We start from the raw sequence: 22,475 nt of genomic DNA, 5'->3' as shown, positions 1-22,475 counted from the left end.
GGACTCTTCTGCCAGTGTCAATTCCCTTGATGGTTTCTTTGTGATGCCTAAAAACAGAGGGAAAGAGGGATTTTATGGGATTTCCAGAAAATTTTTTATGGGGCGGTGCAACAGCTGCTAACCAATATGAAGGTGGCTACCTTTCAGGAGGCAAAGGTCTGAGTACATTAGATGCAATTACTGGTGGTAGTCAAACAGAACCGCGACGGATTACGTATTTAACTAAAGAGGGCCAAAAAGCTTCGTGTACGCGCGATCAAGCATTACCCGAAGGAGCGATTGGTTATATCGATGAAGAGTTATACTACCCTAGTCATGTAGCGACGGACTTTTACCATCATTACGAAGAAGATATCGCCTTATTTGCAGAAATGGGTTTCAAATGTTTTCGGCTGTCTATCGCCTGGAGCCGGATTTGCCCAAATGGAACAAAAGAGATTAATGAAGAAGGCTTAGCCTTTTATGATAAAGTTTTTGATACTTTGCTGCGCCATGGAATTGAGCCCGTTGTGACGATTAACCATTTTGATATTCCGATGTATTTGGCCGATGAATATGATGGTTGGAAAAATCGTGAAGTGATTGATTTCTTTGTTTTCTTTTGCGAAACCATTTTTACGCGTTATCAGGATAAAGTGAAGTATTGGATGACTTTTAATGAAATTAATTTTTTAAGAAGTTGGACGCAAATTGGGATTCACAATAATGATAAACAAAGTAAATATCAAGCAGCGCATCATCTATTTGTAGCAAGTGCGAAAGCAGTTGAATTGGGACATTCCATCAATCCAGATTTCCAGATTGGTATGATGGTGGCTTATATCCCAAGTTATCCTTTGTCCTGCAAACCTGAGGACGTGATGGCAGCTGTTCAATTTAACCGAGAGCAAGAATTTTATATGGATGTCCAGGCTAAGGGCTATTATCCAGCGCATAAGCTCAAAGAATTTGAGCGTGAAGGAATGACAATTCAAATGGAGTCAGAGGATTTAGCGATTATTCAAAAAGGAACAGTTGATTATATCGGGTTTAGTTATTATATGTCGACTGTTTCGACTGCTTATCCCGAAGAAGTAAAATATGTCGGAGGCAACCAAATGCCTGCGGTTAAAAATCCTTATTTGCAAGAATCTGAATGGGGTTGGGCTGTCGATCCTTTAGGGTTAAGAATTTCATTGTGTCAGTTGTCAGATCGTTACAATATGCCATTGTTTGTGGTTGAAAACGGGTTTGGTGCGGTGGATACATTGCAAGAGGATGGCTCGATTGTCGACGATTACCGCATTGATTATTTTAAACAACATATTGAAGCCATGAGAACCGCAGTAGAAGAAGACGGGGTTAACTTAATTGGTTATACGCCATGGGGTTGTATTGACTTAGTTTCAGCAGGGACTGGCGAAATGAAAAAACGTTACGGTTTTATCTATGTAGACATGGATGACGAAGGTCAGGGAACCTTGAAACGAACTAAGAAAAAATCATTTAATTGGTACAAACAAGTTATCGCTAGTAATGGTGAAAACTTAACAACTGAGTAGAAAATGAGGGGAAATAAAAAATGAAAAAACGATTGACGATTGTGGGGATGCTTTTTCTGGCCATTTTAGTAATGGTTGGTTGTGGTAAAAATCAGCAAGCAACGACAAAAGAAAAAGAGACAAAACCTGAAGAACTAACTCTTTACATTGTGCGCCATGGAAAAACCATGTTAAATACGACGGACCGCGTACAAGGATGGTCAGATGCGGTCTTAACACCAGAAGGTGAAAAAGTTGTGACAGCAACTGGGATTGGTCTGAAAGATGTTGCCTTTCAAAATGCATATAGTAGTGATAGTGGCCGCGCCTTGCAAACTGCTCAACTTATTTTAGATCAAAATAAAGCAGGCAAAGACCTTGAAGTCGTGCGTGACCCAGATTTACGTGAATTTAATTTTGGTAGCTATGAAGGGGATTTAAACAAGACAATGTGGCAGGATATTGCTGATGATCAAGGTGTTTCCTTAGAAGAATTTATGAAAAACATGACTCCTGAATCCTTTGCCAACAGCGTAGCTAAACTGGATCAACAGCGCGAGGAAAGCAAGAATAACTGGCCTGCAGAAGACTATGCTACAATTACCAAACGTTTAAAAAAAGGCTTAGATAAAATTGTTGCCACAGAATCAGCCAATTCTGGGAATGGCAATGTTTTAGTGGTCTCTCATGGCTTGAGTATTTCAGCGTTGTTAGCAACTTTATTTGATGATTTTAAAGTCCCAGAAGGCGGTTTGAAGAATGCTAGTGTTACAACGATTCATTACAAAAATGGCGAGTATACTTTGGATAAAGTCAATGATGTCAGCTACTTAGAAGCAGGCGAAAAAGAATCAAAATAATCCCTGGCATCGAGAAACGGTCTAGTTAGGAGTTGGTGGAGCAACAGAAGGATTGCTTCACCAACTCCTATTGTTGTGTTCTTTTTTTATTAAAGGTAGAATCAGAAAGAAGAATTTTTTCATTGGGAGGAAATGAGATGAAAAATAGAACAAAATCACGTTGGAAAAAAATTGTCCTAGGACTCGGGCTTTTTTTAGTAATCTTAATCATCGGTTTGACTATTTTTATTAAAAATAGTACGTATCAAGCAACCGATTCAGCCTTAAAAATAAGCCAAAGTGCCACGCAAGAAAAAAACTATGATTATTATACAAACGGGCAAAAAAATGATACAGCACTGATTTTTTATCCAGGTGCATTGGTTGCGCCCGCTAGTTATAGTGAATGGGCGCAAGAAGTTGCTACGAAAGGTTATGATGTCTATGTTGTTCATTTTCCTTTGAATTTAGCGGTTCTTGCACCAAATGCTGCAGAACAAATTATAAAGGATCATCCACAACAAAACTTCGTTTTGGCTGGGCATTCTCTGGGTGGTGTGATGGCTAGTCGTTTTGTAGCGGAAAATGAGCAACGAATCAAAGGCATGATTTATTTAGCCAGCTATCCTGACGAAAAAGGTGCACTAAACAAGCAAAAACTGCCGGTTCTGTCAATAACAGCCACAAACGATGGTGTTTTAAATTGGACTAGCTACCAAAAAGCCAAACAGTTTTTGCCAAAAGATACGCAGTATGTATCTATCAAAGGTGGTAACCATGCAGGGTTTGGTAATTACGGTGTCCAAAAAGGAGACAACAAAGCGACAATTTCTAACGAGCAACAGCAAACAGAAATCAGTCAATTGATTGTAGCGTGGCTACAATCACGCCCCAATAAATAATTCGATGAGCCGAAATGTTATTTTTTCGGCTCATTTTTACTGCGATAAACAGAGGGGGTTACGCCTGTTTCTTTTTTAAAAGTGGTGGCAAAATATGCTGCGGTTTGGAAGCCAACTTTTTTCGCGATTTGTTGAATCGTAAGGGGTGAATGGAGAAGCAATTCTTGGGCTTGCCTAATTCGGACACTTGTTAAATAAGCTAATGGGGTTTGTTTCGTCTGTTCCTTAAAGGTTCGCTGCAAATGAAAGGGACTACCGTGGCAGGCTTGCGCTAAATAGTCTAAACTTAAAGGTTCCGCTGAATGCCGATCAATAAATTGCTTAATTTGAGCAACCCATTCCTTGTTAGGAACGACTTGCCCGGTTGGTTGACATCTTTTACATGGACGAAAACCAAGTGTTAAAGCTTCCTGAGCCGTTTTGAAAATCAGAACGTGGTTCTTGTTGGGCACACGGGAAGGGCACGAAGGACGACAAAAAATTTTAGTTGTGGTCACACCATAAAAAAAATCACCATCAAATTGCGTATTATTATTTTGAATGGCTTCCCAACGTTTCTGAGTAAGTCGATACGTTGTTTTCATTGTAAGCACACCTCCCGTTTTCTTCATTGTAAAAGAATCCCTAATAAAAACAAGTAAAAAGTGATAGGAGCGCAAGATTTTGAAAGCCAAAAGAATTATAATGAAGATAAGAAAACACGAGAAAGAAGTGTAGAAATATGGCAAAAAAGATTTATTATGCGCAACAAGAATGGCAGAACGATCACTATTATCTTGGTGTGACAGACGCTGGACTAGCTTTTGTAGGTTCAGCCAATCAATCGATAGAAGAGCTGAAAAACTGGTACCCTCAAGCACAATTAGAAGCTTCTGAAAAAAAACTGCGCCTTATAAAGAAGCATTAATAAGTTATCTTAACCAACATTCGACAACGTTTGCTTGCCCCATAGACATCGAAGGAACGCCCTTTCAAAAAGAAGTTTGGCAGGCGTTGCAAGAAATCCCTTATGGTGAGACAATGACCTATCAAGAAATTTCAGAAAAAATTGGGCGTCCACGTGCGGTTCGAGCAGTTGGCACAGCGATTGGGAAAAATCCTTTATTAATGGTCATTCCTTGCCATCGAGTCATCGGCAGCAAGGGACAATTAACCGGTTACCGTGGTGGTTTAGCAATGAAACAAGCATTATTAACATTTGAACAGTCTTAAAAGGAGGCGGCGATGAACAACTATCAATGGTATACAGAACAATGGGGAAAACCGACAAGAGAGGATGATTTGCTGTTTTTATTGTTGACGGTGGGTGTTTTTCAAGTTGGGTTAAGTTGGAAAGCAGCAGCAGGGAAAAAAGTAGCATTCATGAAAAATTTTTGCCAAATGAAGCCGGAAAAAGTTGCCGCGCTGTTGCCTGACGAAGTCGATCGAATAGTAGCTGATCCAGATATGATTCGCAATCGGCGCAAAATTGAAGCAACCATTAAAAATGCGCAAGCAATTTTAAAAGTACAAGAAGAATTTGGCAGTTTTGCCAATTATCTATGGCAATTTGTAAAAAACGTCCCCGTTTTATCTATTTATGAAGAAGCATACCAAGTCCCACGCACACAGCTTTTGTCAGATAACGTAGCAAAAGACTTAAAAAAAAGAGGATTTTCTTTTGTAGGTCCGATTGTCACCAATATGTTTCTGAAAGCTAGCGGGATTATCCAGGTGGAAATTTTAAATCCAGAATAAAGGAGTGTTAGGATGTTTGAAAATGAATCTCTTAGTTTTGAAGAAAAAATAATTATTCAAGCAGCAGAGCGTTATGTTCAACAAGAATTAGCCAACGAAGCAAGTGGCCATGACTGGTGGCATATTTATCGAGTGACACAATTAGCAAAAACAATTGCAGAGAAAGAACAAGCAAATTTATTTTTATGTATATTAACAGCATTGTTACATGATATTGGCGATGAAAAATTTAACGAAAGTGAAGAGGCTGGCTTGCTAAAGGTGCAACAATGGTTGGAAGCGAATGACGTATCAACAGAGCAAACGAATCACATCCTTTCCATTATTGCTAATATGTCCTTTAAAGGAGGAAATACTGGGAAAACAGTCACTACATTAGAAGGAAAAGTGGTCCAGGATGCGGATCGACTAGATGCCATCGGCGCAATTGGAATTGCACGGGTGATGGCTTATTCGGGAAATAAAGGCCGTTTAATTCACGATCCTCACAAACAACCTCGTGAACAGTTAACCCAAGAAGAATACCGGAATGGGGAAGATACTGCTATTATGCATTTTTATGAGAAACTTTTAAAGTTAAAGGAACAAATGAATACAAATTATGGTCGCTTATTGGCGGAAAAGCGTCATCAATTTATGGAACTTTATCTGGAGGAATTTTATCAAGAGTGGGATGGACACCGATAAATGAGGGCCAACTAAAACAGTCAGTACATTTCTTTTTGAATTTTAAGAGAACTCTTTTTTACAAATACCTCAGAAGTGGTAAAATGATGGATGAATAAACGGGTGGTTTATCTTAGTTTTACGTTACATATAGGAGGTAATTATGGAGACAAAAAAATCGAGTGGCATGTTTGCAGTTATTGCCGCACTGATTGCGAATATTTTAGTAGCGATTAGTAAATTTGTTGGTTTTGCTTTAAGTGGTAGTACCGCTATGATGAATGAAAGTATCCACAGTGTCGTGGACTGTAGTAATCAGGTATTATTACTTTTTGGGAATAAGCGCGCTTCTCGTGGACAAAGTGCGTTACATCAATTTGGAGAAGGCCGTGCAAAATACTTTTTTAGTACAATTGTTGCAACGATGCTCTTTTTTGGTGGGGGTGCGTTAGGCGTAATGGAGGCTATTCAGAAGTTACTGCATCCCTCTCATGAAGTAGAAAATGTGACTATTGTCATTGGTATTTTAATTTTTGGTTTGCTTGTGGAAGGTAGCTCGTTGCGTGTAGCGATGAAAGAAATCAAAGAATTGAATACAGAGAAGTTATCGCTCTTAAAATTTTTGCGAGAAAGTCGTCACAGTGAAATTTTAATTATTTTTACGGAAGACTTTTGTGCGGTTATTGGTTTGTGTTTAGCTTTGGTGGGGACCCTTTTAACGATGGTAACTGGGATTGCTGCATTTGATGCTATCAGTGGTTTACTGATTGGTTTACTATTAATGTGTGCAGCCATTTTCTTAGCGAAAGAATTTTATAGTTTGATTATAGGTGAAAGTGTGACCGCTACAGATTTAGCAAAAATTAAAACCGCATTTGATCGGGCGGATGTTGAAAAACTAATTGATGTAAAAACCGTTCATTTAGGCCCAACTGAAATTTTAGTAGCGGCAAAAATTGATGTGGTAGAACCAATGGAAGAAGATGCACCTGATGTTGTGAATGCGATTGAACGAGACATTCGCAGTAAAATGCCTGATAAAAAAATCTATATCTATATTGAAGTTGACGATTATGATGTGAATTACGTTCGTAAATAACAAATGAAAGAATAACTTTAAAAAACAATATGGGGGAAGAAACGATGCAAGAGGCAATTATAACAAGTACAGTAGATTTAACCAGTGGTGGTTGCAACGCCTGTGGTTTAGTGGAAGATACCGTCTACACATTAGCAATGAATGGAGTGGACATTCCGTTAGATGGCTTGACTGTTGCTCATCTAGTTTCTGCTGTTGTTGCCAGAAATGGATTTAAACAGGAGCTGCAAATGGATATGCTAGATGACGAATATATCCTTTATCGAAAAGAAGACACAGCAGTAACCTTTAAAGAAACGTACAATCATTTAAGCTACGATAACGGTTCTGAAAAAATCCAATCTAAAAATAAACTGGAAGATTTACCAAAACTTTTTGAACAAGTCAATCAAATCCTAACAACTGTTTTTGGAATTGAAACTGTCAATTTTATTATAGAATAAAGTACAAAATAGAACAGAAATTGGACAATCAATGAGTGAAAGAGATTGTCCAATCTCTGTTTTTTAATGTATAAATAGAAAATAAAGACAAAAAATGATTAAGTTAAGTGAACGCCTTTATCGACATAAATGATGTCACCGACCACACCACTAGCTAGTTCACTGACTAAAAAGGCACAAGTGTTTCCGACTTCTTCAATGGTTACACCTGTTTTATCTGGTGTCCGCTCATTAGAAATACTAATCAATTGATCGTAGTCTTTTACACCAGTCACAGCCAATGTTTTAATCGCTCCTGCGGAGATTCCGTTGACACGAATTTTATCTGCAGCTAATTCAAAAGCTAAATATTTCACGGCAGTTTCTAAAGAAGCTTTAGCAATCCCCATCATATTGTAGTTAGGAATCGCACGTTCGGAACCTAAATACGTCAATGTGACAATTCCTGAACCAGGATTTAAAAAAGGTTTCGCATAATGAGTGACTGCTAAAAGAGAGTAGCTACTAATATCTTGTGCTAATAGGAAACCATCACGAGTGATGTCACTAACGTTTCCAGACAATTCTTCTTTTTTGGCAAAAGCAATCGCATGGACTAGTCCATCGATTGTGCCCACTTCGTTTTTAATTGTTTCAAAGGCTGCTTGAATGGACGCATCAGAAGCAACATCGCACTCCACCAACAAATCATTTTCATCTGCTAATTTAACCACTTGCTTTTTCATGCGTTCGTTTTGATACGTATAAATAACATTAGCCCCTTGATCTTTTAATGCTTTTGCACAGCCCCAAGCAATACTTTTTTTGTTGGCAACACCCATTACGACGACATTCTTATTTTGTAAAAACATATAAAATCTCCTTTAATAAAAAATTTTTGTTGATAGAATAGGCTTTTCTTCATCAAAATGTAAAAGTTACATTTATTGAGTTGACGAATAAAATTTCAACTGGTATTATCTGTGTGAGAATGATAACAAAATCTTCTCAATTTTCTAATCTTGAAAAAAACAGACATTTTTCCTGATGTCTGAATTATTAACCAAAATACTTTGAAAGTCAAACTATTTTTCTTATTTTTTGAGAAAAAGTGCTGGAAACCGCATGAAATAATAGTTTGATAATCAAAATAAACTCGGAGGTACAGTATGAAAAGAGTGGTCATAACCGGCATGGGTGCCGTAACACCATTAGGCAATACCGTAAAAGAATTTTGGCATAATCTAGTGGATGGCAAGCTAGGAATTGGTAAAATTACTAAATTTGATTCTGAAGATACTGGGGTAGCTTTGGCTGGTGAAGTGAAAGAGTTTGACCCAAGTGCTGTTTTAGAACGCAAAGAGCAAAAAAGAATGGACTTATTTTCTCAATATGGCTTGGTCGCTGCTTTAGAAGCGTGGGAAATGAGTGGTTTAACAGAAGCAACGATTGACCCGACTCGTTTAGGTGTGATTGTCGGTAGTGGGATTGGCGGGATGACTACCTTACAAGACCAAGTACGGGTAATGGATAAAAAAGGCGCAAAACGCGTAACACCATTTTTCGTGCCTATGGTAATTGCTAATATGGCAGCGGGAAATATTTCGATTCGTCTAGGTGCAAAAGGACCTTCTCAAACTATCGTGACTGCTTGTGCTTCTGCGACGAATGCGATTGGTGAAGCTTTTCGCACGATTAAATATGGTTTAGCGGACATGATGGTAACTGGTGGCACAGAAGCCACAGTATGTGAAATTGGGATTGCAGGCTTTGCAGCATTGAATGCTTTAAATACAACAGAAGATGCGACTCGGGCTTCGATTCCTTTTGATAAAGAACGAAAAGGTTTTGTGATGGGTGAAGGCGCAGGAATGCTGGTTTTAGAAGAACTCGAGCATGCACAGAAACGTGGCGCAACTATCTACGGCGAAATTGTTGGCTATGGCAGCAACTGTGATGCTAGCCACATGACCGCTCCTTTAAAAGACGGTAGTGGCGCGGCGGCTGCGATGGAAATGGCGATTGCGGAAGCAGGGATTACGCCGGAACAAATTGGGTATATCAATGCTCATGGTACGTCAACCCCAGCGAATGACGCTGCGGAAACAACGGCCATCAAACGTGTCTTTGGTGAGCGAGCATCGCAAATTCCAATTTCAAGTACAAAGAGTATGACTGGACATTTATTGGGCGCGGCTGGCGGTATCGAAGCGATCGCTTGTGTGCAAACATTGCAAGAAGGAAAAGCTCATCCGACAGTAGGCTACCAAGTTGCTGATCCAGATTGTGATTTAGATTATGTCACAGAAGGTGCACGTGACATTACAGCGGACTATACAATTAGTAATTCGTTTGGCTTTGGTGGCCATAATGGTGTAATTTGCTTGAAGAAATGGGAGGAAAACTAGTATGAAAAAAGTAATGACTGCAACAGAAATTATGGAAATGATTCCTAATCGCTATCCGATTTGTTATATTGATTATGTGGATGAAATTATTCCAAATGAAAAGATTATTGCAACAAAAAATGTGACAATTAACGAAGAATTTTTCCAAGGACATTTCCCTGGAAATCCAACAATGCCAGGCGTTTTGATTATTGAAGCATTGGCACAAGTAGGTTCGATTTTAATCTTAAAAATGGATCAATTTGAAGGTGAAACGGCCTATATTGGCGGTATCAACAAGGCCAAATTCCGTCAAAAAGTGGTCCCTGGTGATGTCTTGAAATTACATTTTGAAATCGTCAAATTACGTGACTTTGTCGGCATCGGCAAAGCGACTGCTTACGTGGAAGATAAAAAGGTCTGCGAATGTGAATTGACGTTTATTGTGGGACGATAAGAATCAATCAATTTTGGATACGTTAGTTTCCCTAAGAAAAGGAATAAGTATATTGGCTTATTCCTTTTTAAATTTATATAAATAACACTAACGCAAAAAAACATGCTATAATCATAAAAAGCTTATGTGAAGGTGGTAAGCTTATGAGTAAAACAATTTACAGGAGGGTTTTTCTTTTGGATATTTCAGTAGAGTTTTCGGGACATAAATTGGCGAATGTGTTAATGAACGCATCAGGCATTCATTGTATGACAATTAAGGAAATGGACGAGTTAGCGGCTTCTCAAGCAGGTGCTTTTGTCGCTAAGACGGCAACACCTAATCCTCGTCAGGGCAATGAGGAGCCACGGTATTTTGATACACCATTAGGAAGTATTAACTCAATGGGCTTGCCTAATTTAGGGATTGATTATTATTTAGATTATCAGATTGCACGTCAAAAGGAATTTCCTGAGGAGTTACGCTTTTTATCTGTATCTGGTATGAATTATGAGGAAAATATCGCTATTTTAAAAAAAGTGCAAGAAAGTGAATACACAGGAGTGACAGAATTTAATTTGTCTTGTCCCAATTTACCTGGTAAACCGCAAATTGCTTATGATTTTGAATTAACAGAAAAGCTTTTAACAGAAGTTTTCCAATTTTTTACTAAACCATTAGGTGTAAAATTACCCCCATTTTTTGATATTGCACATTTTGACACAATGGCTGAAATTTTAAATAAATTCCCTTTAGTATACGTGAATAGTATTAATAGCATCGGTAATGGTTTATATATTGACAGTGACAAGGAAGAAGTGGTCATTAAACCAAAAGGAGGCTTCGGTGGACTGGGCGGCGAATATGTCAAACCAACAGCGTTAGCCAATGTTCGTGCGTTTGCGCAACGTTTGAAACCAGAAATCAAAATTATTGGAACGGGCGGTATTACATGCGGAAAGGATGTTTTTGAGCATCTTTTATGTGGTGCGACATTAGTACAAGTTGGCACACAATTGCATCAAGAAGGTCCACAAGTTTTTGAACGTCTAGCCAAAGAATTACAAGAAATCATGGCAGCAAAAGGTTATGAAAGTATTGAAGAATTTCGTGGGAAATTGAAAGAGATGTAACAAAAAACCGTCAAGAAATTTTCTTGACGGTTTTTTGTTATTTCACAGCCTTAACATTTTCCATAAAGGCTTCCAAATATTCAGGTTGTGTTAATTGTTGATTACAGGTGTCGCTATCATGGCAAATGTAATTGCCTTTTTTCGTGTAGGTTCCGTCGCCGCCTGATTTGGTGGTAGCTAGGAACATAGACACATTCGTGATTGTTTGACAGATGGAGCAAACACCTTTAACAATGGTGGGTGAAAGGGTGCCGTGGACGCCGATTAATTTATTTTCTCGATAAGCTAAGATAAATTTTTTCTGAGTCCCAGCGTCGTTCCAACCGACATAGGTATTGTTCCGTAAATCCATGTTTTCCCACTCAGGAATCTTTAACTTTTTCACTTTGCGAAAGACTTTCGTGACTTGTGGTGTTGAAGGTTCTTTAAAGGGCAACACGGTTTCTTTTAATTCATCTAAATATTTTTCAGCACGTGCGCGTGTTAAACGACGATCCATCACTTTGTCCAACAAAATCGTAACAGCAGGGTGTTCTTCTGGAAATAACCCATTGATTTTTTCGGCACATAGGGCCTGGACAGTTTTGACAGTCGTAGCATCGTTAACAGACGTATAGGTGTTCATTAACACAGCGACTTGTTCTTTAATTATGTTAAATTGGTAAGGTTGAATAGTTGGGTTCATGATTTTAAATTCCTTTCAAATAGACCGAGTACATACGCTGAAAGGCAATTTGTCTCACCAACGTATGTTTAGTGACAGACAACCTCATGTGTTTTTGATAAAGATAGCGTTTGACGTATCATATCATCACCCCCTTTAATGATTGATTTTTTCTATGTAAAAAGTGAAAATAATTGATGAAAGCTTGGTAATTCTAACGCAATTCAAGAAAAAAGGCAAGTTAAACTCGTTTTATTTCCCAATTCAATGTCTGGGGAGTGATAAACTTCTAAAAAAGATACGTGATTTCCTAGATTAATCCTAGGTTATTTGCTACAATAATGAAGAATTAACCAGAGAAAAGGAGAAATTACAATGATTGCAGCAAGCGATTTAAAAGCCGGTATGACTTTTGAGCAAGACGGCAAATTAATTAAAGTAATGGAAGCTAGCCACCACAAACCAGGTAAAGGTAACACGGTTATGCGTATGAAATTAAAAGATGTTCGTACGGGTTCAACAACAGATACAACAATGCGCCCAGATGAAAAAGTGAAAAAAGCGCACATCGATACAAAACCGGTTCAATATTTATACAGCCAAGATGATATGGCTATTTTCATGGATTTAGAAACATATGAACAATATGAAGTACCAACTGCTTTAATTGAAGAAGAACTAAAATATTTATTAGAAAATATGGAAGTAAAAATTCAATTTTATGGTGAAGAAGTCATTGGTTTAACTTTACCAACAACGGTAATCTTACGTGTTGCTGAAACGCAACCTTCAATCAAAGGCGCAACAGTAACTGGTTCTGGTAAACCTGCTACAATGGAAACAGGATTAGTTGTTAACGTTCCAGATTTTGTTGAAGCAGACGAATTATTAGAAATCAATACTGCGGAAGGTACGTATTTAAAACGTGCTAAATAAGTAGCAGAAAAACAGAAGGCTAGCCTTCTGTTTTTTTTTGGTCTATTAATTCTTTTACCTATAAGAAAACCATTGGTGTGATAGGAAATAGCAATCGTTAGAATCGTTGACACTAGAAAATGGGAAATGGTATAGTTTGGTCAACACATGACGAAGGAGGAAATCAACCATGACGAAAAAACAAGCTAGCCTTTTTTTAGAAACGGAAAGCTGTTGTTGTATGGTGCAAAATAGTGCAGCATACTCTTTTGTGATGGGGAAAACCTCCGTTATTTCTGAAAAATTGCCTAACACGATTCCTCTCTGAATCTAGACAACCAGAAATAAACAAAAAAGGTGCTGATGCGATCAGCACCTTTTTGTTTTATGTACATGTATTAGAAGGAGGAATTCGCTATGATTGTTCAGTCAATTTTAGACACAATCGGAGCAACACCATTATTTGAATTTACAAGTGAACAATATCCTATGCCAGAAGGCACTAAAATTTATGCGAAACTAGAATATTTGAATCCAGGTGGCAGCGTCAAAGATCGGCTTGGTGTGCATCTTCTCAAAGAAGCAATGAAAACGGGAAAGATAAATCAAGCCACAACAATTATTGAACCGACAGCGGGGAATACAGGGATTGGCCTGGCATTAGCAGCCAGTCAACTGGGCCTCAAGACAATCTTTGTTGTGCCAGAAAAATTTAGTCAGGAAAAACAACAGCTGATGCAAGCGTTAGGTGCTAAAATTGTCCCTTCGCCAACAGAGCAAGGGATTGTCGGAGCGATAACTAGTGCTCTAGACTTAGCCAAGGAAATTCCTAATAGTTACGTGCCGTTACAATTTGAAAATCCGGATAATCCTGCTGCTTACTACGAAGGATTAGGACCTGAAATTGTTCAAGACCTAGGCGGGAAGATTACTAGCTTTGTCGCAGGTTTAGGCAGTGGTGGAACATTTGCAGGTGTTGGCAGATATCTCAAAGAACAAAATAGTAAGACGCAATTATGGGGCGTGGAGCCAGAAGGTTCAATTTTAAATGGCGGACCTGCACACGGACATGAAATCGAAGGTATTGGCGTGGAGTTCGTGCCGCCTTTTCTTAAACAGATTCCTGTGGACGGCTTTTATACCATTTCAGACGAGGATGGTTTTTTCTGGGTCAAACAATTAGCCAAGAAAAGCGCTTTGCTGGTGGGAAGCTCCAGCGGCGCAGCGTTTGCGGCGGCATTAAGAGAGGCGCGCCGCTTACCAGCAGGCAGCACAATTGTAACTATTTTTCCTGACGGTAGTGACCGTTATTTATCAAAAAATATTTATTCTTAGGAGGAAAACTTTTATGAAATTCAATACCAAATTAATTCATGGCGGCATTAGTAAAGATACAACAACAGGTGCAGTGAGTGTTCCTATTTATCAAACATCAACCTTTGAACAAAATGGCGTGGGCCAGCCCAAAGAATATGAATATTCTCGTTCAGGTAATCCCACACGTCACGCGTTAGAAACCTTAATTGCTGAGTTAGAAGGTGGGAGCCATGGCTTTGCGTTTAGCTCAGGCTTAGCTGGTATCCATGCAATCATTTCTATGTTTGGACCCGAAGATCATATTTTATTAGGTGACGATGTCTATGGGGGGAGTTTCCGTTTATTGGATAAAGTATTTGTGGCAAATGGGTTAAGCTACACGATTGTAAACGCCAGTGACTTATCAACAATTGAAGCCGCAATTCAGCCAAATACAAAAGCCTTGTTTTTGGAAACACCAAGTAATCCACTGTTAAAAATTACAGATATTGAAGCGGCGGCTAAGCTTGCTAAAAAACATCAGTTGTTAACTATTGTCGATAATACATTTGCGACGCCTTATTTTCAACGGCCGTTAACGTTAGGTGCTGATATTGTGGTTCACAGCGGGACAAAATATTTAGGGGGCCATAGTGATGTAGTTTCTGGTTTAGTCGTAACGAATCATCCAGAAAGCGCAGAAAAGATTGCTTTTTTACAAAATGCGATTGGCGCTGTTTTAGGACCACATGATAGTTGGTTGGTCCAACGTAGTTTAAAAACATTAGGCGTCCGGATGGCAGCGCATGCCCAAAATGCTCAAAAAATCGCAGAATTTTTAGAAGCGCATCCAGCTGTAGCAACGGTGTATTATCCAGGACTAGCGAGTCATCCTGGTCACGAAATTGCACAAAAACAGATGTCGGGGTTTAGTGGTATGATTTCTTTTGAATTAGCCAAGGATGAGCAAGTCGTTCCTTTCGTAGAAACGTTGGAAATTTTTACTTTAGCGGAAAGTTTAGGTGGCGTAGAAAGTTTAATTGAAGTACCTGCCATTATGACTCACGCATCTATTCCCAAAGAAAATCGTGAAGCTGTGGGAATTAAAGATGGACTCATTCGTTTATCTGTAGGAATTGAAGCAGTCGAAGATTTATTGGCTGATTTAGAAAAGGGATTACAAGCATAAACAAAAGGCCCTCGTCTTTAGACGAAGGCCTTTTGTTTATAATTCTTCTCCATTCGTAGCAATCACTTGTTGATACCAAGCAAACGATTTTTTCTTTCGCCGTTCCAACGTTCCGTGACCATCGTTGTCCTTATCTACATAAATGAAGCCATACCGTTTCTTCATTTCGCCTGTACTAGCACTCACTAAATCGATGAATCCCCAAGGTGTGTAGCCCATCAAATCAATGCCGTCATACGCAACGGCTTCTTTCATCATCTCAATATGTTCACGTAAATAAGCGATTCGGTAAGTGTCGTTAATCGTTCCGTCTGGTTCTAGCTCATCAATAGCACCAAAGCCATTTTCAACAATAAAGAGTGGTAATTCATACCGATCATTGAACCAATTCATTGCATAGCGTAAGCCCATAGGATCGATTTGCCAACCCCAATCAGATGTTGCTACATAAGGATTTCGCACCAAGTCTTTTGCTTCATTGTAGTCAAAAGTAGGGGCCTTTTCTGCACCTTTCACAGCAAACGACATGTAATAGCTAAAGCCAATATAATCAACACAGCCATTAGCCAAATCAGTTAAATCTTCTTCTGTGACATCTAATGAAATGTTTTTTCGTTTCAAATAGCATTGAATTGCACTTGGATAATGACCGCGGACATGAACATCGGTAAACCAATAACGTTTTTTCATTGCGCTAACACTCATCATCATATCCTCAGGATTACAAGAATAAGGATAAATAGGCACCATCGCAATCATACAGCCAATTTGGAAGTCGGGATTGATAGCGTGGCCAATTTTCACTGCACGTGCGCTAGCGACTAGTTCATAATGAGCAGCCTGATACATAATTGCTTCGCGGTCTTCTCCTTCCTGGTAAGCAATACCAGAGTTAGTAAAAGGTGCAAAATCTTCTTCATAATTGGCTTGGTTGTTAATTTCGTTAAAGGTCATCCAATATTTGACTTTTTTCTGGTAACGAGTGAAACAGACTTCAGCAAATTTGACAAAAAAATCAATGACCTGGCGATTGCGAAATCCGCCATATTTTGTGACTAAATGATAAGGCATTTCAAAGTGAGACAGTGTCACGACTGGCTCAATGCCATTTTTCAAACACTCGTCAAAAAGTGCATCATAAAAACGAAGACCTTCTTCATTGGGCGTTTCTTCATCTCCGTTAGGAAAAATTCGTGTCCAAGCAATAGAGGTTCGGAAACAATTTAAACCGAGTTCTTTGAATAGTTGAATATCTTCTTGATAGCGATGGTAAAAATCAATCGCTTCATGGTTAGGATAGTGTTCATCCGGTAAAACGCCTGCGGTAATTTTACGAGGGACGCCATGTGCACCAGCAGTCATTACATCCGCCACGCTCACCCCTTTACCGCCTTGGTCCCAGCCTCCTTCTAATTGATGAGCAGCGACAGCGCCGCCCCAAAGAAAATCATTTTTCAAAATTGACATATCGTTTCAGTCCTTTGTTCAAATTTTTATACGTTTTGTGCTTCGACTTTTTCAAGGGTTTCTTCAGTAATCGGTTGATTGGTTTCTTCTGCGTAATTAAGTGCATCCATTTTTTTAGCAAACGGTAAATAGATAAAGAAACTCATCGTTAGTACCACTACTTGAAGCAACGCTGCTTGCCAACCACCAACTAAAAGTCCAGAAATGATTGGAGGAGTAGTCCAGGGAACTTGTACCGCAGTAAAGAGAGGAACCAGTCCTGTGTACAAGGCAAAATATGTCACAACAGAAGAAACAATCGGTGTGATAATGAATGGCACAGCCATGATTGGGTTCATCACGATAGGTGTAGCAAAGACAATTGGCTCGTTAATATTGAAAACAGCTGGCCCAATTGAAAGCCGACCTAATTGCTTAAACTGCGCTGATTTGGCAAAGAAAACCATGAACACGACTAACCCGATTGTCATGCCCGCACCAGTGACCGTTAAAAATTGATCTAAAAATTGTTGTGTAACAATATGGCCACCATTAGCCAGTGTTAAGTCTTTTCCAGATTTCAAAATTTCGGTGTTTTCTAAAGAGTTTGCTTGTAAAATAGGGCCCATGATACCGCCAACGATTGTTGACCCGTGAACACCAAAAAACCAAAAGAGCGGAATGACAAAACCTAATAGTAATGCGCCACCTAGTGAATCTGTGACTCCTTGAAGTGGTGATTGTAGCACTTCGTAAATAAAGTCAAAGAATGTCGTATTGAAGACTTTATCTAGAAGAATGAAAATTAGCATTGCACCAGTTACAATGACGCTGGCAGGAATTAACGCAGTAAAGGAATTGGCCACATTTTCTGGTACAGCTTCTGGTAATTTGATACGAATATCATGACGTAAAAACCAACTATATACAACGCCGACTAACCAACCAACAATAATAGCTGTAATCATCCCTTTGCCAGCTGTCCAATCTTTGTTGATGACATTGCCAACTACTGCGCCAGAAACCGCATCTTTGACTTCAGATGACATAAACAAAATGAAAACCACCATGGCAATCATACCCGCTGGGAGGCCTTCAAATCCCTCGCTTTTTACATACGAGTAGGCAATACCGATGACCGCAAATAACGACATAATCGCAAAAGATGCACCATATGCTTGATTGAAATAAACGGCCAGGCCACTTGCGTTAACCCATTCAGAAATAGCTGTAACTGGGAAATTCGCTAATAGAAGAAACACGGAACCAACAATGGTAAAAGGCATCGTGTAAAGCATCCCGTTCCGTAAGGCAGTAATTGCTTTGGTATTGACGAATTTTAGTACTGGAGGTAATAATTTCTCGTTAATCCATTCGTTCATAAAAATCTCTCCTTTGAAGAATAATATAAATGCAAATGTATCCGTTTACATATTTACTATATAAGCTTATTTGAAGAAAAAATAGACTTTTGCCTGAATGAGAAACATGTACCAAGAAAAAAAACACAAAAGCTCATGCTGTTTTAGACAGCATGAGCTTTTGTGAAAAACAACTAGGAAGGTGTTTCATCTAGTTCCTTTAAAAGTTGACTTGCTTGATGAGCTAGGAGTTCAATTAAAGCAATGACAGGGATTTGAGTGGTTGTATTGACTGATTTATCTGCAAATGGAGAACGTTCGTCGGGCATATAATAGGAGATGTTGTAGTCAGCCAAGCGGGCAATAGTTGAATGTTGATTGTTGGTAATGCTTAGCACTTTGGCGCCAGCTGTTTTAAAGTCGGTCATTTGTTTAATCATTTCATTGGTTTCCCCAGATACAGACAGAATCAAGGCTAATGTATTTTCAAATCCGCGCTTGGGGATAGGCGTAAAGGGGTCAGCAATACTGTAAGAATTGATATTTAAGTTGGCAAAATAACGACTGCCATAACTACCTAAAATTCCGCTGGTACCAATGCCAGTAAAGGCAACGTGACGTGCTTGAACAATCATTTGAATTGCTGGACGAAGCATTTCGTAATAGGTTTCTTGGTTTAATTTTTTCAAAAAAGCATCGACGTGAACCGTGGCATCATAAAAATTTTCAAATGTTTGTGTTTGTTTTGCTTCTTCTTTCACTGCATATTTTAATTCGGAAAAACCAGCATAGCCCATTTTGTTACAAAATCGTAGAATCGTTGAGGTGGAGACATGACAGGAAGTAGCCAGTTGGCGAATGGTCTGTTGAGGGATTTGGTGCAGATGTTCCAATACATAATGGTAAACGAGCATTTCTAATTCATTCAAGGTCTGAACCTTCTCTAAATCAAACAAAGTAATCCTCCTTTATATAAAAACTGAATATGTTATTTTTTTGTGTAAATCAAATAAACCAATTCTTATTTTTCTTGAAAAAAATGTAAAATAACTCAATAAAAAGTTTCTTATTTCCTATTTTACAAAAAGTAGCCCAATTATCCTAGTTTTTCTCTTTTTTCTTTTAAAAATAACAATGCGCACCCCTAGAGTTTTTTGTGAAAACAAGCTAAAATAGATAAGAAGAGAAAAGGAGGCGTTGATGTGGCACGGGAAGTAATTTTATTTATTGCAGCGAGTATTGATGGTTTCATTGCGGACAAAGCGGGCGGTGTTGCTTGGTTAGAAGAGAATATTCGTGGCGATGAAGAAGATCGTAGTTACGATGAAATGTATGAAAAAATAGACACTGTGGTAATGGGGCGGACTACTTATGATCAAGTGACACAAGAATTGTCCCCAGATGTGTATTTTTATGAAGACAAGCATTCTTATATCATTACCTCTCATCCAGAACCATCAACTGCTTCAAGAACTTTTACAAAGGAAGATCCCGTCACATTAATTCGTCGTCTCAAAGAAGAAGACGGCGCGGGAATTTGGATTGTTGGAGGCCCGAAAGTGGTTCAACCGCTTTTGGCAGCTGATTTAATTGATACCTTCATTTTGACGACAATACCACTGTTTCTGGGTGAGGGCATTGCTCTATACGAGACAATGGCTCAATCAATTCCAGTTCGTTTAAAACAGGTTTATCAAAAAAATGAGTTGGTTTATTCGATTTATCAACGTGAAAACAAAAATTAAAAAATAATTATTCGGTTGGGCAAGTTGCTTTCAAGGTTTTGAGTTTCTCATAGGGCGAGAGGAACAAAGCAACAGTTGTCTAGCCGTTTGTGTTGTTTTTGATTGACAAAGAAATGGTAGAGGAGAAAAAAATGAAACATCAGATCAAAAAAAGGTTGTATATTTCACCTGTTCAAACAATTGTCTTAGGCTTTTTTTTATTAATTGTTGTAGGCACAATCTTATTAATGATGCCTTTTTCTGCACAAGCTGGACAAAAAACGCAATGGATTGATGCTTTTTTCGTGGCAACTTCCGCCGTCTGTGTTACAGGGCTTTCGCCTTTGAATACGGCGGAACATTGGAGTCCTATCGGGCAAGTTATTATTATGATTTTGATTGAATTAGGCGGCTTAGGCTTTTTAACCGTTGCCACGATTTTCTTTAGTTTGCTGCGGAAAAAAGCGTCACTAAGTGTACGGATGTTGTATCAAGAAGCTTTAAATGTTAGTGAAGTTTCCGGAGTTTTTCGTTTAATGAAATATATTATGAAGTTTGCGGCCATTATTCAATTACTTGGAGCCTTCTTGTTGTCCTTTCAATTTGTGCCAACATTTGGGTGGAAAAAAGGGTTGTTTTTTAGTCTCTTCCATGCCGTTTCGGCATTTTGTAATGCTGGCTTTGATTTGCTAGGGGATAGTATGGTTCCTTATCAAAATTCGCCTTATCTTTTACTAGTCATTAGCTTTTTAATTATAGCTGGTGGCTTAGGATTTATTGTGTGGCGCGATATTTTTGCAATGATTAAAGGTTATAAAAATAAAATTAAGCACCGTGTTAGTATTCATACACGCCTTGCTTTAACGGTGACCGCCACCTTTTTAGTCTTAGGGACCGTTATTTTTTACATTTCGGAATATCGCCATTTTCCAGCTGACATGTCTTTTTGGCAGCGTCTTGTCAACAGTTGGTTCTTGTCGGTTACACCAAGAACGGCTGGCTTTTATTCAGTTGATTATTTGAAAATGAGTAATCCAGGCCTGATTGTCACGATTTTGTGGATGTTTATTGGTGGCACTTCAGGATCAACCGCTGGCGGCTTGAAAACCACTACGTTTGGTGTGTTATTTTTACAATTTCGTGCAATTTTTAAAGGGAAACAGCGAGTGGAATTCCATGAACGCACAATTCCTGAGCGAGTAGTGCTTCAAGCGTTTACTTTGTTCTTCTTGGCAACTTTTTTATGTGTAACTGCTTCGGTTATTCTCTCGTTTACAGAAACATTACCTTTAAAAAACGGGATTGAGTATATCGTTTTTGAAGTGGTTTCTGCATTTGGAACGGTTGGTTTAACAATGGGGTTAACACCAGATTTAACTGTTTTTGGTAAACTGGTGATTATTTTTCTAATGTTCGTCGGTCGTGTGGGTGTGTACACGGTGTTATTGTCATTAATTAAGAAAGGCTTGGAAAGTCAGTCGAAAGTTCAATATCCAAAAGAATCAGTGATGATTGGTTAATAGAGAAAGAGGGAAATAGAATGGAATTTTTAGGTATTTTATGTTTGATTTTAATTACAACGACTTTAGCAGGTGTTGCTTGTAAAAGAGTAGGAATTCCTGCGGTAATTGGGCAATTGCTAGTAGGGATTGTGTTAGGTCCAGCGATGTTAAATATTGTGCATCAAGATGTGTTTGTGCATGACTTTTCAGAAATTGGTGTCATTATGTTGATGTTTATTGCTGGAATGGAATGTGAATTGGAATTATTGAAAAAATATGCGAAACCTAGTGTCATGGTTGCTATTTTGGGCATCGTTTTACCGGTTGGTTTTACTATGTTGATTGGTCAGCTGTTTGCTTTTTCTTGGAAAGAAGCTTTTTTCCTTGGGTTAGTTTTAGCAGCAACGTCGGTCAGCATTTCAGTAGAAGTATTAAGAGAGTTGAATGTTTTAAGTAGTAAAGAAGGTGCAACGATTCTTGGAGCTTCTGTCGTTGACGATATCGTGGTCGTGATTATTTTAAGCGTCGCTGTCGGCATGATTGGTGCAAGTACAGGCGGCAATACAGAAGTCAGCTTTATTGTTAAGTTAATTGAACAAGGCTTATTCTTTATTGGGATTTTCTTTTTGGTCCGCTTTATTGCTCCCTATTTACTACGTTTAAGTCAAAAAATGAACATTGGGTCGTCTGTTATTATCATGTCATTGATTATCTGTTTGGGCATGGCTTATTTGGCTGATTTAGTTGGTTTAAGTTCTGTCGTAGGTGCCTTTTTTGCAGGGATTGCTGTGGGACAAACGGATGCAAAAACAGAAATTGATTTCAATATTGAAGCTATTGGCTATGCCGTGTTTATTCCCGTCTTCTTTGCCAGCATTGGCTTATCAGTGACATTTAACACGTTAGGAAAGGATTTACCTTTTATTTTGGTAATGACGATTATGGCGATTTTAACGAAATTACTGGGCGGCGCCTGGGGAGCGAAAATGGTTGGTTTCTCCAATACAAGTTCTTTAATGGTCGGTGCTGGGATGGTTTCGCGTGGGGAAATGGCATTAATCATTGCGCAAATTGGCTACCAATCTAAATTACTTTCAGAAGCGTATTATACGAGCATGATTGTGGTAATTATCTTAACGACCTTAGTTGCACCGTTCTTATTGAAATACTTTGTTAAAAAACAAGAATCTGCGTTGCAATAAAAAAAGATGAGCAGAAGTTGTTGACAAAAAAATAA

23 protein-coding genes and 1 pseudogene are annotated in these 22,475 nt (G+C 38.6%); 18 read left to right on the top strand and 6 right to left on the bottom strand.

What is annotated here, in order from left to right:
- Positions 1–74 precede the first annotated feature (74 nt).
- From AB3I72_RS09970 to AB3I72_RS09960, 3 genes are all read left to right on the top strand, one after another.
- Positions 75–1,541 carry a glycoside hydrolase family 1 protein gene (locus tag AB3I72_RS09970; protein ID WP_002373156.1) on the top strand — a complete coding sequence of 489 codons (1,467 nt, stop codon included), beginning with the start codon at positions 75–77 and terminating at the stop codon, positions 1,539–1,541.
- A gap of 20 nt (positions 1,542–1,561) precedes the next feature.
- Positions 1,562–2,380, top strand: coding sequence for a histidine phosphatase family protein (locus tag AB3I72_RS09965; RefSeq protein WP_002355185.1), 819 nt, complete (start codon positions 1,562–1,564; stop codon positions 2,378–2,380).
- Positions 2,381–2,517: 137 nt separating this feature from the next.
- Positions 2,518–3,261, top strand: a complete 744-nt coding sequence (locus AB3I72_RS09960; protein ID WP_368023891.1) for an alpha/beta hydrolase — start codon at positions 2,518–2,520, stop codon at positions 3,259–3,261.
- 17 nt (positions 3,262–3,278) lie between these two features.
- Here the strand turns inward: AB3I72_RS09960 and AB3I72_RS09955 are convergent, their stop codons facing one another.
- Positions 3,279–3,872 carry a bifunctional transcriptional activator/DNA repair enzyme AdaA gene (locus AB3I72_RS09955; protein WP_368023890.1) on the bottom strand — a complete coding sequence of 198 codons (594 nt, stop codon included), beginning with the start codon at positions 3,870–3,872 and terminating at the stop codon, positions 3,279–3,281.
- A 110-nt stretch (positions 3,873–3,982) separates the two neighbouring features.
- Between AB3I72_RS09955 and AB3I72_RS09950 the strand changes: the two are divergent.
- From AB3I72_RS09950 to AB3I72_RS09930, 5 genes and pseudogenes are all read left to right on the top strand, one after another.
- Positions 3,983–4,473 (top strand): annotated as a pseudogene (locus tag AB3I72_RS09950) (methylated-DNA--[protein]-cysteine S-methyltransferase).
- 12 nt (positions 4,474–4,485) lie between these two features.
- Positions 4,486–4,998, top strand: coding sequence for a DNA-3-methyladenine glycosylase I (locus tag AB3I72_RS09945; RefSeq protein ID WP_002355189.1), 513 nt, complete (start codon positions 4,486–4,488; stop codon positions 4,996–4,998).
- Between the two features lie 12 nt (positions 4,999–5,010).
- Positions 5,011–5,685 carry an HD domain-containing protein gene (locus AB3I72_RS09940; protein WP_002408651.1) on the top strand — a complete coding sequence of 225 codons (675 nt, stop codon included), beginning with the start codon at positions 5,011–5,013 and terminating at the stop codon, positions 5,683–5,685.
- A gap of 142 nt (positions 5,686–5,827) precedes the next feature.
- A complete protein-coding gene (locus AB3I72_RS09935; RefSeq protein WP_016614499.1) occupies positions 5,828–6,763 on the top strand; it encodes a cation diffusion facilitator family transporter in 936 nt (311 codons plus the stop codon).
- A gap of 29 nt (positions 6,764–6,792) precedes the next feature.
- Complete coding sequence (locus AB3I72_RS09930; RefSeq protein WP_002389555.1) at positions 6,793–7,206, top strand: DUF4809 family protein; 414 nt, start codon at positions 6,793–6,795, stop codon at positions 7,204–7,206.
- Between the two features lie 98 nt (positions 7,207–7,304).
- On the opposite strand, the gene fabI is transcribed toward AB3I72_RS09930, so the two are convergent.
- Positions 7,305–8,057 carry an enoyl-ACP reductase FabI gene (fabI, locus tag AB3I72_RS09925; protein ID WP_202522288.1) on the bottom strand — a complete coding sequence of 251 codons (753 nt, stop codon included), beginning with the start codon at positions 8,055–8,057 and terminating at the stop codon, positions 7,305–7,307.
- Between the two features lie 297 nt (positions 8,058–8,354).
- On the opposite strand from fabI, the gene fabF reads away from it, so the two are divergent.
- The 3 genes from fabF to AB3I72_RS09910 all read left to right on the top strand — a co-directional run bounded on the left by fabF (position 8,355) and on the right by AB3I72_RS09910 (position 11,141).
- The gene (gene fabF, locus AB3I72_RS09920) at positions 8,355–9,593 is read left to right on the top strand and encodes a beta-ketoacyl-ACP synthase II (RefSeq protein WP_002358339.1); all 1,239 of its coding nucleotides are present in this window, start codon (positions 8,355–8,357) and stop codon (positions 9,591–9,593) included.
- A 1-nt stretch (position 9,594) separates the two neighbouring features.
- Positions 9,595–10,029, top strand: coding sequence for a 3-hydroxyacyl-ACP dehydratase FabZ (gene fabZ, locus AB3I72_RS09915; protein WP_002355197.1), 435 nt, complete (start codon positions 9,595–9,597; stop codon positions 10,027–10,029).
- Positions 10,030–10,172: 143 nt separating this feature from the next.
- Positions 10,173–11,141 (top strand): dihydroorotate oxidase, encoded by a 969-nt coding sequence (locus AB3I72_RS09910; protein ID WP_162783146.1) that lies wholly within the window; start codon positions 10,173–10,175, stop codon positions 11,139–11,141.
- A 37-nt stretch (positions 11,142–11,178) separates the two neighbouring features.
- Here the strand turns inward: AB3I72_RS09910 and AB3I72_RS09905 are convergent, their stop codons facing one another.
- A complete protein-coding gene (locus AB3I72_RS09905; RefSeq protein ID WP_002408654.1) occupies positions 11,179–11,826 on the bottom strand; it encodes a FusB/FusC family EF-G-binding protein in 648 nt (215 codons plus the stop codon).
- Between the two features lie 354 nt (positions 11,827–12,180).
- Here AB3I72_RS09905 and efp point away from each other — a divergent pair, with 354 nt between their 5' ends.
- The 4 genes from efp to AB3I72_RS09885 all read left to right on the top strand — a co-directional run bounded on the left by efp (position 12,181) and on the right by AB3I72_RS09885 (position 15,205).
- Positions 12,181–12,741 (top strand): elongation factor P, encoded by a 561-nt coding sequence (gene efp / locus AB3I72_RS09900; protein WP_002355202.1) that lies wholly within the window; start codon positions 12,181–12,183, stop codon positions 12,739–12,741.
- 169 nt (positions 12,742–12,910) lie between these two features.
- Complete coding sequence (locus AB3I72_RS09895; RefSeq protein WP_002366057.1) at positions 12,911–13,048, top strand: hypothetical protein; 138 nt, start codon at positions 12,911–12,913, stop codon at positions 13,046–13,048.
- 89 nt (positions 13,049–13,137) lie between these two features.
- Positions 13,138–14,055, top strand: coding sequence for a PLP-dependent cysteine synthase family protein (locus AB3I72_RS09890; protein WP_137685718.1), 918 nt, complete (start codon positions 13,138–13,140; stop codon positions 14,053–14,055).
- Positions 14,056–14,068: 13 nt separating this feature from the next.
- Positions 14,069–15,205: a cystathionine gamma-synthase gene (locus AB3I72_RS09885; protein WP_368023889.1), complete on the top strand. Its 1,137-nt coding sequence runs from the start codon at positions 14,069–14,071 to the stop codon at positions 15,203–15,205.
- A gap of 36 nt (positions 15,206–15,241) precedes the next feature.
- Here the strand turns inward: AB3I72_RS09885 and genA are convergent, their stop codons facing one another.
- The 3 genes from genA to genR form a co-directional block, all read right to left on the bottom strand.
- Positions 15,242–16,672 (bottom strand): 6-phospho-beta-glucosidase GenA, encoded by a 1,431-nt coding sequence (genA, locus tag AB3I72_RS09880; protein ID WP_010816274.1) that lies wholly within the window; start codon positions 16,670–16,672, stop codon positions 15,242–15,244.
- Between the two features lie 26 nt (positions 16,673–16,698).
- Positions 16,699–18,033: a PTS sugar transporter subunit IIC gene (gene genB, locus AB3I72_RS09875; RefSeq protein WP_368023888.1), complete on the bottom strand. Its 1,335-nt coding sequence runs from the start codon at positions 18,031–18,033 to the stop codon at positions 16,699–16,701.
- Positions 18,034–18,206: 173 nt separating this feature from the next.
- A complete protein-coding gene (gene genR, locus AB3I72_RS09870) occupies positions 18,207–18,968 on the bottom strand; it encodes a transcriptional regulator GenR (protein WP_002362941.1) in 762 nt (253 codons plus the stop codon).
- A 246-nt stretch (positions 18,969–19,214) separates the two neighbouring features.
- Here genR and AB3I72_RS09865 point away from each other — a divergent pair, with 246 nt between their 5' ends.
- The 3 genes from AB3I72_RS09865 to AB3I72_RS09855 all read left to right on the top strand — a co-directional run bounded on the left by AB3I72_RS09865 (position 19,215) and on the right by AB3I72_RS09855 (position 22,440).
- Positions 19,215–19,757 carry a dihydrofolate reductase family protein gene (locus tag AB3I72_RS09865; protein ID WP_002355209.1) on the top strand — a complete coding sequence of 181 codons (543 nt, stop codon included), beginning with the start codon at positions 19,215–19,217 and terminating at the stop codon, positions 19,755–19,757.
- 113 nt (positions 19,758–19,870) lie between these two features.
- A complete protein-coding gene (locus AB3I72_RS09860) occupies positions 19,871–21,256 on the top strand; it encodes a TrkH family potassium uptake protein (RefSeq protein ID WP_029679736.1) in 1,386 nt (461 codons plus the stop codon).
- Between the two features lie 20 nt (positions 21,257–21,276).
- Positions 21,277–22,440 (top strand): cation:proton antiporter, encoded by a 1,164-nt coding sequence (locus tag AB3I72_RS09855; RefSeq protein WP_002355211.1) that lies wholly within the window; start codon positions 21,277–21,279, stop codon positions 22,438–22,440.
- Positions 22,441–22,475 lie beyond the last annotated feature (35 nt).

Source organism: Enterococcus sp. GC34 (assembly GCF_040886645.1).
Classification (GTDB): domain Bacteria; phylum Bacillota; class Bacilli; order Lactobacillales; family Enterococcaceae; genus Enterococcus; species Enterococcus faecalis.
The sequence above is the reverse complement of the archived record's forward strand: the minus strand, read 5'-3'. Positions and strand labels throughout refer to the sequence as shown.

Bases quoted from the DNA above. Each gene is read 5' to 3' on its own strand.
- efp (WP_002355202.1), top strand. From the start codon at position 12,181: ATGATTGCAGCAAGCGATTTAAAAGCCGGTATGACTTTTGAGCAAGAC.
- AB3I72_RS09905 (WP_002408654.1), bottom strand. From the start codon at position 11,826: ATGAACCCAACTATTCAACCTTACCAATTTAACATAATTAAAGAACAA.
- genA (WP_010816274.1), bottom strand. From the start codon at position 16,672: ATGTCAATTTTGAAAAATGATTTTCTTTGGGGCGGCGCTGTCGCTGCT.
- AB3I72_RS09935 (WP_016614499.1), top strand. From the start codon at position 5,828: ATGGAGACAAAAAAATCGAGTGGCATGTTTGCAGTTATTGCCGCACTG.
- fabF (WP_002358339.1), top strand. From the start codon at position 8,355: ATGAAAAGAGTGGTCATAACCGGCATGGGTGCCGTAACACCATTAGGC.
- AB3I72_RS09895 (WP_002366057.1), top strand. From the start codon at position 12,911: ATGACGAAAAAACAAGCTAGCCTTTTTTTAGAAACGGAAAGCTGTTGT.
- AB3I72_RS09965 (WP_002355185.1), top strand. From the start codon at position 1,562: ATGAAAAAACGATTGACGATTGTGGGGATGCTTTTTCTGGCCATTTTA.
- AB3I72_RS09860 (WP_029679736.1), top strand. From the start codon at position 19,871: ATGGTAGAGGAGAAAAAAATGAAACATCAGATCAAAAAAAGGTTGTAT.
- AB3I72_RS09945 (WP_002355189.1), top strand. From the start codon at position 4,486: ATGAACAACTATCAATGGTATACAGAACAATGGGGAAAACCGACAAGA.
- fabZ (WP_002355197.1), top strand. From the start codon at position 9,595: ATGAAAAAAGTAATGACTGCAACAGAAATTATGGAAATGATTCCTAAT.
- AB3I72_RS09955 (WP_368023890.1), bottom strand. From the start codon at position 3,872: ATGAAGAAAACGGGAGGTGTGCTTACAATGAAAACAACGTATCGACTT.
- AB3I72_RS09940 (WP_002408651.1), top strand. From the start codon at position 5,011: ATGTTTGAAAATGAATCTCTTAGTTTTGAAGAAAAAATAATTATTCAA.
- AB3I72_RS09960 (WP_368023891.1), top strand. From the start codon at position 2,518: ATGAAAAATAGAACAAAATCACGTTGGAAAAAAATTGTCCTAGGACTC.
- AB3I72_RS09910 (WP_162783146.1), top strand. From the start codon at position 10,173: ATGAGTAAAACAATTTACAGGAGGGTTTTTCTTTTGGATATTTCAGTA.
- AB3I72_RS09970 (WP_002373156.1), top strand. From the start codon at position 75: ATGGGATTTCCAGAAAATTTTTTATGGGGCGGTGCAACAGCTGCTAAC.
- AB3I72_RS09885 (WP_368023889.1), top strand. From the start codon at position 14,069: ATGAAATTCAATACCAAATTAATTCATGGCGGCATTAGTAAAGATACA.
- genB (WP_368023888.1), bottom strand. From the start codon at position 18,033: ATGAACGAATGGATTAACGAGAAATTATTACCTCCAGTACTAAAATTC.
- AB3I72_RS09890 (WP_137685718.1), top strand. From the start codon at position 13,138: ATGATTGTTCAGTCAATTTTAGACACAATCGGAGCAACACCATTATTT.
- AB3I72_RS09855 (WP_002355211.1), top strand. From the start codon at position 21,277: ATGGAATTTTTAGGTATTTTATGTTTGATTTTAATTACAACGACTTTA.
- AB3I72_RS09930 (WP_002389555.1), top strand. From the start codon at position 6,793: ATGGGGGAAGAAACGATGCAAGAGGCAATTATAACAAGTACAGTAGAT.
- fabI (WP_202522288.1), bottom strand. From the start codon at position 8,057: ATGTTTTTACAAAATAAGAATGTCGTCGTAATGGGTGTTGCCAACAAA.